At 41.2% G+C, this 12,838-nt stretch carries 10 protein-coding genes; 2 read left to right on the top strand and 8 right to left on the bottom strand.

Annotation, left to right across the window (positions count from 1 at the left end; translation table 11 throughout):
* Positions 1 to 278 precede the first annotated feature (278 nt).
* The 6 genes from H9647_RS18370 to H9647_RS18345 all read right to left on the bottom strand — a co-directional run bounded on the left by H9647_RS18370 (position 279) and on the right by H9647_RS18345 (position 6,169).
* Entirely contained in the window at positions 279 to 1,109 is an 831-nt protein-coding gene (locus tag H9647_RS18370; protein ID WP_191802659.1) for a carbohydrate ABC transporter permease, read from the bottom strand.
* Positions 1,109 to 1,975: a carbohydrate ABC transporter permease gene (locus tag H9647_RS18365; protein WP_191802657.1), complete on the bottom strand. Its 867-nt coding sequence runs from the start codon at positions 1,973 to 1,975 to the stop codon at positions 1,109 to 1,111. The genes H9647_RS18370 and H9647_RS18365 overlap by 1 nt, the downstream gene beginning before the upstream one ends.
* A gap of 79 nt (positions 1,976 to 2,054) precedes the next feature.
* Positions 2,055 to 3,290: an ABC transporter substrate-binding protein gene (locus tag H9647_RS18360; RefSeq protein ID WP_404822639.1), complete on the bottom strand. Its 1,236-nt coding sequence runs from the start codon at positions 3,288 to 3,290 to the stop codon at positions 2,055 to 2,057.
* Between the two features lie 257 nt (positions 3,291 to 3,547).
* Entirely contained in the window at positions 3,548 to 4,471 is a 924-nt protein-coding gene (locus H9647_RS18355; protein ID WP_191802655.1) for a prenyltransferase, read from the bottom strand.
* 134 nt (positions 4,472 to 4,605) lie between these two features.
* Positions 4,606 to 5,073 (bottom strand): signal peptidase II, encoded by a 468-nt coding sequence (gene lspA / locus H9647_RS18350; RefSeq protein ID WP_191802653.1) that lies wholly within the window; start codon positions 5,071 to 5,073, stop codon positions 4,606 to 4,608.
* A gap of 148 nt (positions 5,074 to 5,221) precedes the next feature.
* Positions 5,222 to 6,169 (bottom strand): nucleoside hydrolase, encoded by a 948-nt coding sequence (locus tag H9647_RS18345; RefSeq protein WP_191802651.1) that lies wholly within the window; start codon positions 6,167 to 6,169, stop codon positions 5,222 to 5,224.
* Between the two features lie 221 nt (positions 6,170 to 6,390).
* Between H9647_RS18345 and H9647_RS18340 the strand changes: the two genes are divergently transcribed.
* Positions 6,391 to 6,840 carry a DinB family protein gene (locus tag H9647_RS18340; RefSeq protein ID WP_191802649.1) on the top strand — a complete coding sequence of 150 codons (450 nt, stop codon included), beginning with the start codon at positions 6,391 to 6,393 and terminating at the stop codon, positions 6,838 to 6,840.
* A gap of 159 nt (positions 6,841 to 6,999) precedes the next feature.
* The gene (locus H9647_RS18335) at positions 7,000 to 7,920 is read left to right on the top strand and encodes a DUF6612 family protein (RefSeq protein WP_191802647.1); all 921 of its coding nucleotides are present in this window, start codon (positions 7,000 to 7,002) and stop codon (positions 7,918 to 7,920) included.
* Between the two features lie 139 nt (positions 7,921 to 8,059).
* Here the strand turns inward: H9647_RS18335 and H9647_RS18330 are convergent, their stop codons facing one another.
* A complete protein-coding gene (locus H9647_RS18330) occupies positions 8,060 to 10,477 on the bottom strand; it encodes a restriction endonuclease-like protein (RefSeq protein WP_191802645.1) in 2,418 nt (805 codons plus the stop codon).
* Positions 10,449 to 12,653 carry an MrcB family domain-containing protein gene (locus H9647_RS18325; RefSeq protein ID WP_191802643.1) on the bottom strand — a complete coding sequence of 735 codons (2,205 nt, stop codon included), beginning with the start codon at positions 12,651 to 12,653 and terminating at the stop codon, positions 10,449 to 10,451. Before H9647_RS18325 ends, H9647_RS18330 begins: the two co-directional genes overlap by 29 nt.
* Between the last annotated feature and the right edge of the window lie 185 nt (positions 12,654 to 12,838).

The raw sequence follows: 12,838 nt of genomic DNA, 5'->3' as shown, positions 1-12,838 counted from the left end.
GAGGAAGTAAAGACCTTGCGGGCGTTCACTTCTTAGTTCATTACAGACCCTTAAACAACAAGAAGCAGCCACAAGAAGGATGAAATGATCCCTCTGCCGCTACATGTAAATTCATGGTCGAAATGATATTCCTAGTCTAACGAAGTGCCCCCACTTAGTCAATATAAAGGTATAAAAAGTTGAATAACCTACTAGCATGGATCTTCCCTTTTTCAACAAAAAAACGCCCTGTACTCCCTCTATTAGGAAATACAAGACGTTCTTATTTTTATAGCGTATTACGCTTTGATAGACCCCTGAGTCACGCCGTTAATAATCCACTTCTGAGCAAAAATGTAGATGATGATCATTGGCAGCATCGCCATGAGATAAGAAGCGAAGGCCAGATTAAAGTCGGTGTTAAACTGTCCTTGGAAAATATACTGCACAAGCGGCAGTGTATACTGTGTCTGATCACTAATCATAATCAGCGGCAACAGGAAGTCATTATACGTCGACAAGCACGTTAGAATCCCGACGGTAGCACTCATAGGAGCAAGCAACGGGAAGATGATCCGCCAGAATGTTCCCCAAGTCGTTGCTCCATCCACTTTTGCTGCTTCTTCCAGTGCCATGGGGATCGAACGAATATAGGCCACATAGATAAAGATATTAAAGGCAAGTCCATATACGGTATGCAGAAAGATGAGACCCACCAAATTCGTCATATGCAGACCGGACGCCAATTTAACGACAGGCAGCATAATGATTTGGAAGGGAATAAACATCGCACTGACAAAGTAAAAGTATAATCCTTTAAAAAATTTATGATTCATATTTCTTGCAATCGCATAAGCGACCAGTGAGTTGGTCAGCAAAGTTAGAATGACGGTTGCTGTTGTAACCACGGCACTGTTACCAAGTGCTCGAAAGAATCCTGTCATCTCGATCGCTTTCGAGAAGTTCCCCCACTGAATATCCGTAGGAAAAGCGAAGATGGACTGACGCATCTGTTCTGGATTTTTGAGTGCGATGGTAACAGTCATATAAAGTGGAAACAGCACAACGATGGTCCCGAGTACGATCAGGGTCATGACGATCCAGTTGGTACGATTACGAGGTTTCTTCATTACACGTCACTCTCCCTTCTCTGCAGGAATCGTAGTTGTATGATCGAGATAAAGGCAATCAGAATAAAGTAAATGATGGCATTGGCTGATTGATAAGCAAATTCCCCACCTTCAAATCCACCTGTATAGATCAGGTGAGCAATTGACTGCGTTGCTCGACCAGGACCGCCATTGGTCATGGCAACAACAAGGTCAAAGACCATAAGCGAATTCTTCATCGCAAGCACCATATTAATCGTAAAAAACGGGGCGATCAGCGGAAAAGTAATGCTCCAGAATTCGCGCCATTTTCCAGCTCCATCTAGTTGTGAAGCTTCATATAAATCTGTTGGGATGGTCTGTAGACCCGCTAGATAAAGAATGGTATTAAAAGCAATCCCCTGCCAAATGGCAACGGTAACGACTCCGACCCAAGCTAGGTCCTGGCTGCCCAGAATGTTCGTTGTCAGCGCCGTAAGCCCCAGGCTTTCTCCCCATAATGGAAACACGTTAGAGAAAAGATAGTTGAAAATATATCCGACAATTAGAATGCTCAGAATATTCGGTAAGAAGTAGACTGCACGAAAAAAGTTACGAAATTTAATCTTGGCATTAAGGCCAAGCGCAATAAGTAAACTGATGACATTAATAAAAATCGTAGCAACCACAGCAAACCGGATGGTAAACCAGTAAGCATTCCCAATATTGCTGTCCTGGAACAGGTTAACGTAGTTTTTGAAACCAATAAAATCGTATGTATTTCCGAAACCGTTCCAATTGGTAAACGAGTAGTATAGGCCCTGCAATGCAGGCAAAGTCATGAATATAAAGAAAAGTACCACAGCAGGCAGTGTCATCCAGTAATACGGAGTGAGCCGGTTCTTCATCTTCCATCCTCCTTAGTGGAGAGAGGGCCTTTTTGCTCCTTACTTAAAAAGCCCGTCCTCTCGTCATTCTCTTGATGTGTTATCTCCGATTCGCTACCTTATCCCAGTCCTTATCGAGTTTGGCTAGATACGCGTCAATATCTCCATTTTGCAAAAACTCCTGTACGATGGAGTTCAGCTGTACTGCTGAAGGAATATAATGATCGGCAAAGTCTGTAACTCGCCCCTGTTCTATGTAAGGAATGAGACCAGCCACACTTGGGTCATTCTGCTCAATACCCTCTACAGCAGCAAATAGATTCTGTTCCGTAATGTACTGTTTAATGTTGTCTTCGCGAAGCAGGAACTTAATAAACGCCTCCGATTCCTCTTTATATTCCGTATCATTGGATACGGTCAGGAGTGTATCAATTCCGTTAACAAGATTGATTTCTTCTGGGTTATTACTTGTCGGAAAAGCAAAAAATCCAATTTCAATATCCGGATTCGCTTTCCTGATCTCCGGTATTGCCCATGTTCCTTGTATGTACATATAGGCTTCGCCATTCGCAAAAGCACGATTGCCATCCGCATACGTTTTACCAAAGTTATCACTATGTCCATAATCTAGAATGGCCAGCTGTTTCTCAGCGATTTCTCTATATCTTTCCTGGAAAGTTGTTTTGTCTTCTCTACGATCGATATAAAAATCAATACCTTCTAGATTCAGAGCTAACGCATTGAAGGAAAGACTGGATTGCCAATCATCTTTATAGGTTAGGTAAAATGGAATTTCGCCTGCATCCTTAATCTTTTTCGCAGTTTCGAGCAGCTCGTCCCATGTCTTCGGAACGTCTAGTCCCATTTTTTTGAAAAGCGTTTTGTTATACATAATGCCGTTCGCATTGGTTGCATATGGGATACCGGTAAGCTGATCCATACCGCTTGTATCCGTTACCATTTTTAGATAACTCGGATTAATGAGATCGATCATCTCCTGATCGGTTTGTTCCATAAAAATATGGCTTTGGGAGAGGACTGAGAATGTATCCGTCGCTCCAAGCGCTATGATGTCAGGGATATCATTTTTGACAAGTCTCGTCTTGAGTACCGTCTCCGCATCTGGCGGATTCACTTGTGTTACCTCAATCTTGGATTGTTCACTGTTGAATTTTTGAACCAGTTTATCGAAGGATTCCTTCGCCTCTGGTTTATTCTGAAAAAACTCCAGCTGAATCTTGTCCGATGCTCCACTGGTACTGCATGCGCTCAGTGTCAGCACGGCTCCTCCGATCAGTAAAAGCAGCTTACAACGTTTGAACATACTCAATCCCATGGTAGCCCCCTCCTCATGATGTGTATAAAACCGCTTACATTTCTTATGTAAAAAAAAGTGTTTCTGCGCCTGTTTAGCGAAAACGTTTCACATGGCACTTAAACATAGTATTGATTCTTATTAACACCAATCACACAAAATTAAACATTTTATTGTATTTTTTTATGCGAAAATGCTTGAGATAAAATAAAAAAAGGCTATCTCAGCAAGGAGATGAACCCTTGGAGATAACCTTCTTTACAATTATAACCTGGCTATTACTTTGTCCAAATCTGAATGAATATCGCGATCACCATCATCAGTCCACATAACACAGAAGACTGCTGTGAAGCTCCAAATAGAGGTAAATACGCTTCGGTAGGATTTTCTTTATCACTCAGTGTTTTATAAACTTTATAAAGTGGGATGACAGAAATGATAGCAATAAGTCCGTATAACGGCAGTGCATCAAATGCAACGGCGATAATCACAAATACATAAGCAAGGGCAGTCATGAATTTTGATGCGCGCAGCCCCTTCTCTTCTCCCCACACCACAACCAAGGTATTCTTACCAGCTGCCGCATCCGCATGTCTGTGTAAGAAATGGTGATTATATAGCAGCATCGTAGTGAGCATCCCGATCGGGAATGACAATAGCAGTGGTGTAAGATGGAATTCGCCCGTCTGTACATAGTAAGCTCCGAGCACAGGCAGAACGCCGAAGGAGATAAAGATCGCCATCTCACCATACCCTTTTCCTCGGTAACCCAACTTAAGCGGTGGTGCTACATAGAAATACGCAAGCAAAGCGCCTACTATAGCCAAAACCAGAATAGGCCAGCCGCAGATCATTGTGAGCACAAGACCGCACACAGCTGCAAGCAGCAAGAATCCCCACGTAATACTTGCAAGACGTTTTTCCGATATTTTACCTGATGTAAGGATCGCGGAATGCGTAGCAATGTCACCTTCTAGCTCAACTGCTTTGGTATCCGCCCCATTGCGGTAATCCCATAGATCATTAATGAGATTAGAGAAAATATGAGCCGATACGGCCCCCACCAGTGTAACTAAAAATAAAAACCAATGAAACTCTTTCGTCACTGCATAAGCAGCTACCGTTCCGAGAATCACGGGAACAATCATAACCGTTATCGAAAATATCCGGGTAAGTTGTTTAAAAAATTCCCATTTCTTCATGATGTAATAAAATCCTCCTACGAAAATTCATGACCATTGTATAGATACTTTGTGACAATGTTCACACAATGTTAAATTATACACCCAATCTGTCAATTTTGTCATAGGAAAATTATATGCTTTTCAAAAAAACGTTACGGAAAATTCCTTTTCTTTTGCTGAGAAGAAAAATAATTCAAAATGATTCCTATAATGTAGAGAATGATTCCTACATTTAGAGCCAGATCCGCAATATTCATAATACCTCCGCCTTCGGAGAAGACCAAAAAATCCGTTACCGTACCATGCCAGAACCTGTCGATCATATTCCCCGCTGCACCGCCAACTAGAAATCCCGCTCCTGCATTCGAAATGCGGCCCTGAATTTCCCCTGTGTACCTATAATAAAGAATAAGACAGATAAAGATGACAGCAACTACGCCAAATAAACGAGCATAACCCTGAAATAAACTGAACGCCATACCAGAATTCTCGTAATGTTGGAGTTCATAGATGATCCCTCTTACAGGAATGACTTCAGATATCGCTATATTGTCACGTACCCACCATTTACTAAGCTGATCAAGCAGAATAACAAGAAATGCCGTAAAGTAAAATACCATCGCTTCCTCCTTATTCACGCAATATTTCATCCGTATGTACCTTACTAATGTACCATAGCCGCAGCCTGTACATCCAAGTGAGATTATAGGTCAATGCATACAAAAGAGGCCCCCCTACGAATGGGAGTGCCTCTTAGTTACTTATCTATTAGTTGATAGCCGATAACACGTCGATCAACATCTGTTTAAATGCCTCACGGTTCACATCTTCACATACACGTACATTTGGTGTTTGCCCCAGACGACCATTGATATCAACCACGCTGTATCCTCTAGTATATTGCCCTGTTGCTTCTACATCGACGAAATACGTGCCAGACTTCGTCATAATCGATTCATCCGCAGCAACCGCCATGAGAAGCGTATCGGGATGTGTTGTACCCGGAAGTTTATGTACCTCTTTATTAAACTGCATAACTACCTTATTAATATCGATGAAGAATTGGGATCCTTTTGTACCCAGTGCTGCAATTTCTTCATGGTCCGCATCATCCATTACCGAGTAACGAGTACACATCTCCCAGCCAACCATCGTCATGGGGATGCCGGAGTGGAGCACAATTCGCGCTGCTTCCGGATCGGTATAGAAGTTATATTCTGCTGCAGGCGTGATATTACCAAGCGCATTATTCGCCCCGCCCATAATATAGATATGAGGGATAAGCGGAATAATGGTAGGATCTTTTTGAATTGCCATTGCAATGTTCGTAAGCGGTGCAATCGCCAGAATGTGAATTTCTCCAGGATTAGCATGTACCGTCTCAATGATATAATCTACCGCATGTTTTGTTTCCGGACGCTGAGCTGCTTTTGGAAAATGAGCTCCGCCCATGCCATCATCACCGTGTACATCATCTACATAACGGTGCTGAGCTGTTCCAAGGGTAAGCATGGGGCGCTCGATCCCTTTATATACGGGAACTTGTCCCCCTTTTCCAGCTACTTGTACGGTATATAATGCATTCTCCACTTCCTGATTGAACTCTACATTTCCCCCAGTGATTGTGATTCCTTCCACCTGAAAATAATGAAGTGCTGTCAGGATCGCTATCGTATCGTCTCCTGCCGTATCCGTATCAATAATTACTCGTTTCATCTGTATACACTCCCTGTTGTCTTGTTCTTTAACCAAAAAAGCATGCACATCTCTCATTATTGAACCATTTACCTCATCATTCTTGCAAGTATTTATCTCGTCTCTCATTCCTATTAGGATGGTCTCTAATACGGGTACAGTATCCCCTTTATTTGCATTCCTTCTTTCTTTTCGTTACCATTTTAAAGAACTCATTACGATTATACAGGAGGATTATTTATATGTTAGAAATGCAAAGCTTTATCAGTCGGTGGAACACACACCGTGAAGTACTACATAAACTCGTTGATCTTAATCAAGAAGGACTTGCTGAGTATAAACCATGGGATGGCAGCATGAGTTATGGAGAACTCGCACTTCATATTGCTGGAGCGATGGAGATGTTTGCAAACACCGTGATTCGCGGCGAATTCACTCCTCCACAAACGAAAAATGAGTGGGATACGATGGAAGATGTACGTAACCTCGTTCATCGTTATACGGAATCTACATCCTCCCTGCTCGCTTCTATTTCCGAAGAGCAGCTGCAACAAGAAATTGCTTTGTTCGGACAAACAGCACCCGGCTTTGCTATCCTGACTAGAGCTCTTGACCATGAAATCCATCATAAGGGTCAACTGTTCACATTTGCTCGTGTGGCGGGCGTTAATGAACTGCCGTTCTTTATGTAAAAACATAGATTTATCATCTTTTAGCCAGTCCTATACAAAGCTTGTAATGGGCTGGTTTTTCTGTTATTTACCTATATTATTTATTTATTTCCTGATTTTTAATTCATTTCCATGAAATTTGGGTAATGAGTAATAACTTTAACTGGGAGGTATTTTCTTTTGAAAAAATGGAATGTATTTATGATGGGGATCGTTCTTGTCCTCGTACTTGCAGCTTGTGGTAATAACGATGCCGAGCTGAGCACAGGAGGTACAACAGAAGGAGCTCCAACAGCAAACGAACAGACTTCAGGTAACAACGAAGACGTAAATAATGCGGAACAACAAACCCCTACAGCAGAAGAATTACTCACACGGATTACCGAAGCAAGCAAAGAGATTAAGAGTTACTCTATGGATAGCAAAATTGAGCAAAACCTCACGGTTACCATGGAGGGAGAAGAACAAAAGCAAGATGTGAATATGGAGATGAAAACAGATTTGGTGTTAAACCCGATTGCTGCTTATCAAGAAATCAAAACCTCCCTGCCGGGGCAAGAGGGAACACAGGAGATGAAGCAGTATATTACGGAAGACGGAGTTTACACACAGGTGGAAGATACTTGGGTCACTCTGCCAGAGGAAGCAACCGCTCCCTTGCTGGAACAGATGAAGACTCAATCCAATACAGGTTCCCAATTCGAACAACTGAATAGTATCGCAAGCGATCTGAAAGTTGAAGAAGAAGGAGATGTCTACTGGCTGAAAGCTAAACTTTCCGGTGACAAAGTCAAAGAACTTGCTACAACCATGTTGTCCCAAAGCGGTGCTACCGATCCGCAAATGGCGGCCATGATGCAGCAAATGAGCATTAAAACCATGGACATTTCCTATAGTGTAGATAAAGAGACCTACTATCCAAAAGATCTCGTCTATTCCATGACTATGGATATGGACATGGATGGTCAGGCACTCTCGATTATAATGAAGATGGACAGCTCACTCACCGATTACAACAAGACAGAAAGCATTAAAATTCCGCAGGATGTACTAGATAACGCAGTTGAACAGCAAATGCCAGCGGAGACAACAACTCCATAAAAGACATAAAAGAAATAGCGACTGATCCCTTGTGGGAAGGTCGCTATTTTTGTTTTTAACTATAAAGAACCTAACTAGACGTTCGCTTCGTTATTGATTTTCTATTAATGAGAATTCGAAATTTGAACGGAAATCACTTTTAATCAATATCATTTCGAATTTCTTTGACTTGATGTGCCAAATCGACCTGAGAGTGATCCAAATCTACTTTAACCTTGCCTTTACGCCGCAATTCCCGCCATTCACTCAGTTGCTCTTCCGTCTCTAGCTTGAGTTCAGCAATTTCCTTTGCACGATCGAAAATGTATTTGGATGTGTAAAGCAATCGATAGATACCTAGACCACCCGAGATAATTGGTTCTTCTCGTTTCATCCATTTTTCGATGGATAACTTCACATAAAGCTTATCTTCCGTTCCCCTTCTTGCAGGTCGTTCCTTCAACTCACCTCTCCGTACGACTTTCCAGTCCTTTACCTTGCCATACCAATGAATTCCCGTTTCACCCGTGCCTGCGAATTTCCCTTTCGACTGATAAAGAGCAACGTACTCAATTTGTGTAAGAATCTTATGGTCGGATATATTTTCAAGGGGTAGATGATAGTAATGATACTGTAATGCACTTTCTAATTGAGCAACCTCTCTTAACGATCCTACCAGAACATTTTTACCGGATAACTTATTCTGATAATAACTTTCCGTCCCGCGAGGACGCGTTGATCGCTCATATGCTTTTTCTGGACTATCCATAATAATTTCATCCAAAAATGCATCCATTAACTCCGTAGAGTTTGGTAAAAAGGGAAACGCACCAACGTTAACTAGCTCAATGCTTTTATAAAATTTATGTTCACGATACGTTTTTTCGTCATGATATGGAAATAGCACGTAAGCTCCAAACATACTTCGCTCTAGTTCTTGTCCCCCATCAGCATACACAATCGCATCTCTATACCTATGCATTGTATTAATATCATCCTCTTCAGGCCCAGGCTGCTTGTACTTCTGATAGTAATAAGATCCTTCATAGGCAGGGTTAATCCGATACTTTGCATCAAAGATATATTTGTACTCCATAGCAGACTCATTCTTTTTCAGGGTTAACACATTATCTGGCTTTTGACCAAGGGTTGCACTGCGATCACCACGCGGTAAAGCATTATAGTACAGCGTAAAAACTTCTCCCGTTTTCTGATTACGGTACACCATTTTGGCTGCTTGCGATTTATCCAGCGTAAAAAACATACCTGTACGATTAACCTTGATGATATCTTGTTTTAACAATTCATATTTGCGAGCTAGAAGCTCGTTAATCTTCAGGAAGCACCAATATTCATACAGTTGCGCTAAGTCCTTCATAGACAATCGGAATAGATCACTGTGTACCGTGAGCCCTTTCATGAGCATCAAGTAACTTCGATATACCTCTCTATATCCTGGTGCCATCTGCAGCACTAGCGTAACGGAGAGTTGTTTCATTTCCCCCACATTCTTCAGAAAATCCAGTTGTAAAATCCGTTGTAACTGATTCTGCATGGATGTCATTTTCTTATCCAACAAAGGGTCCTGGAGTTTCCCTGATACGGCGAGTTTCATCTTCATCTGTTTCAGCTTCTTAGATACTCGCATTAATACCCATCTAACAAAACGATTCTCCATCGTATCATACTCAGCATGACGTTTCGTTTCGAGGGCATGTGTTGGGTATAACCGCCTCCCTTGATGCGGAATAAAACCATGCTGCTCATGATGTGTAAGGAGATGTGGACGTTTTGTTATGTAGGCTATATTCTCTTTGCCGGCTTTCTTTACTTTTGACGCATCGACCACTCTTGGTTCTCTTTCCAGCCTATAATGAGGATTAATATGAATCCGTTCCACTGCTTGTTTAAGCTGATCAAAAACATACTGTAAGATTGTGAAAAATTCTGTAAGACTCTGATTATGTGTCTCTTTTAACCCCGTTAGATGATAGGTTTTCCTTAAAAAATCAAAAGACAAATTATATATCTGCCGATTAATATCACTTAAGATCATCTGGTAATCTCTTTTGTAATCCATCTTAGAGGGATAGATTTCGAGTTGCAGCTGGAATAACGGTCGTCCTCGGTATTGAAGTTCTAGCTCTGTAAGTCCTACCTCATTCTGAAAATTCAGAATTCCAGAAAGAATCGAACGGCCTAGTGGCTTTATGGCCTGACGAATATAAACATTGTTATGATGAAAAGTAAGTTCTGCTGTTTGCTTTTTCTCTATGACAAGTTCATATGACTGCGTTTCATAGAATAAAGGGTAGCTTTTTTCCCCTGTCTTCCAAAGAATCAGCTGCCCCTGTTCAGGTGAAAAAACATACATATTCTCTAGTACAAGCTCATCCGATAGGATCTCTATCTGCAGGGTGTTCGAATCTATCCATGCTCCTGTATCCTTACGATGGAGTTGTAGAGATTCTACAGTAGGATGATACGGCTTTCCCTGGATATATAGGTTAAAAAGATTGGTCTCTATTCGAACGAGCTCTACACTTTGATTAAGAAAGCCAGTATGAGGTGAATCCATCTTCTTCTAACCTCCGTAACATAAAGGCAATCTTTCGTGCAGATTGCGGATATTTCACGTCTACATCCTGCTGCTTTCTGCCGTATTTCCCATACAATTCGGAAGCATCATCTAGCAGATCCTTAATTGGGATAGACTTACCTAGAGCTTCCTGCATCAGCTGCAACAACACTCTTTTTACAGATAAGCTGCTTCCCTGAATTCTTGGTAATATCTTTTGAAGAAGTTGTCCGTCAAAAGCCTTATCATGTGGCATCAGATCAAATCGCTGATTATACACCATATAAAAACAAATGGAGTCACGAATACGGAAGCCGACATGGGAATGAATTTCTTCGAGAATATCGTTGATTCGAACAAGCTTTTCCGTTGTTGAATGCACCAGTTCTTGGTATGTACTGTACACATCAGATAACTGTAAATAATCACTTCTCAGAAACAGATTATTTGCCCCAGAAGATGAAAATACTTCTTCCTCATCATAATCAGGATATTGCTGAAGATTAATGTAATTGAACTCAATCGTGTTGGCGCGATCCAACACCTTTTTGCTGAACGGATGTGTCGTTTCATCCATATTAACCGTTCCAATAACGTACACGTTATCTGGTAGAGATACACCGCCATACAATGGCCGGTCTTCCTCTCTTAATGACTCGGACCCAATTAGGGGAGAAGTAATAATACGGTCACCGTTCCATTCTTGGGTTTCCATGACACTTAGAATATCACTAAAATAATACTCTACTCGTGCCAAGTTCATCTCATCTAGGCATATAAAATAAGGCTTGTCCTTATTCTCCGGCTTCAATGCTTCTACCAGCACTTCTGTTAATCTTCCGGGTCTAAATACGCCCGCAAGGTCTTTGTAACCTAAGAGATCAGATGGATCACTCCAGTCCGGTCTTACGGGAATCAAAGTAAATTGTCCGTTATCCATCGTAGCACCTAATGCTTCAGCAAAAAGCTTTACCAGCTTCGTTTTCCCTGTACCCGATACACCCGCTAGGATAACAAAAGGCTTCGACTTGAGAGACAAGTAGAAGTTCTCCATGAGACCATCTGGATAAAGGAACCCCTTATGGTGAATATACCTTTTTGCTTGTTCCAGTTGTTCTTTGACTGTTAATGTCACCGGATTTGGCTCCTTATCTGAAGTAAGTTCTTCTCTACTATGAAGTACGATATCTACATATTGATTATAGTTAGAAACTAAGTTCTGAAGGTCCTGTATAAGCTCGTCATCCTCCGGTAAAGCATCCCTTTCGTATTTGATATAAGCTACCGTAGAAACTTGGTAATCTCGGCCTAGACCACTTCTATCTGTGAGAAAGATATTCTCATCTTTATGTAGTCCTTCTAATGGGATCAAGCTACGGATTTCTTCCGTTTTCTTTTTGAGATATTCGTATCCTTTAGTTCTTCCCTCTTTTAATGGTTCTGTAACTCCTTGAGCCAGAGTAAGATACACTGACTGCATATCATCGGAGAACAAATACACGATGTATTCTCCCTTTTGTGTCGTCTGTGTAATTCGTTTGTCCATGAGTACAATCCAAGGGATACTTGCCCAGTTACCTTGTCCAATGGAACCTTGAATTTTGTAATGTTCATCTAAAGAGAGCAGATCCACCAACTGATTTGGAATCGTGTTCCTTACTAGTGTGCCTAAAGGGTGCTGAGCAAAAGGTTCTGTTTTGGCTTGGAGATACGTGTTCATTACTTGAGATAAGGCAGCTTGTAAAGAAAAAGAAGGAAGATTTCTACTTAATTCAAGTTTCTTATTGTAATTATTCAGCTCTTCCATGGCGTATTCTTTTAGCTCCTTAAGTGTCTCTTCGTTGAACCATTCTGGATTGGCCAAGGTGAGAGTCTGATTAGCCTGATCGAAATTGAGTACGGCTGATAGGGCCTCAATTGGTGTTTTTAGCAGTCCCTTTGTTTGGGATAACGTGAAATCATTCCACCCAGAAGCTTTCTGTTCTGGTGGAGTATCTACCGTATTTCCTGCTTCGCTCTCTTTTTGATAGTGCGCCAAGAAATTCTGAGCTATTTGATCTATTAAAGCCCGATACGAGTGAGTTTTCTCATAAAATTCAATAATGGATAAGATAAGGACCATTTTATATGATTTTTGTTTGGCTCGAAAAATATTAGAAAGTGCTTCTGGTAGCATGATGACCTCCAAGTCTATTCAGTTAAAATATGCCTTTTGTGAAAACTAATTCTTACAACGAAATAGTCAGTGAAATATTTTAGATAAAATATCTCACTGACTATTTGACAAATATTGTTCTGCACTCATTATCAGAATTGGATTCTCTATTCAATTGATTTAAGCACTTTAAAAAAATAATGTTG

The organism is Paenibacillus gallinarum, from assembly GCF_014836635.1.
GTDB lineage: Bacteria > Bacillota > Bacilli > Paenibacillales > Paenibacillaceae > Paenibacillus > Paenibacillus gallinarum.
Note: the sequence above shows the minus strand (reverse complement) of the source record. Positions and strands in the feature narration are given on the sequence as shown.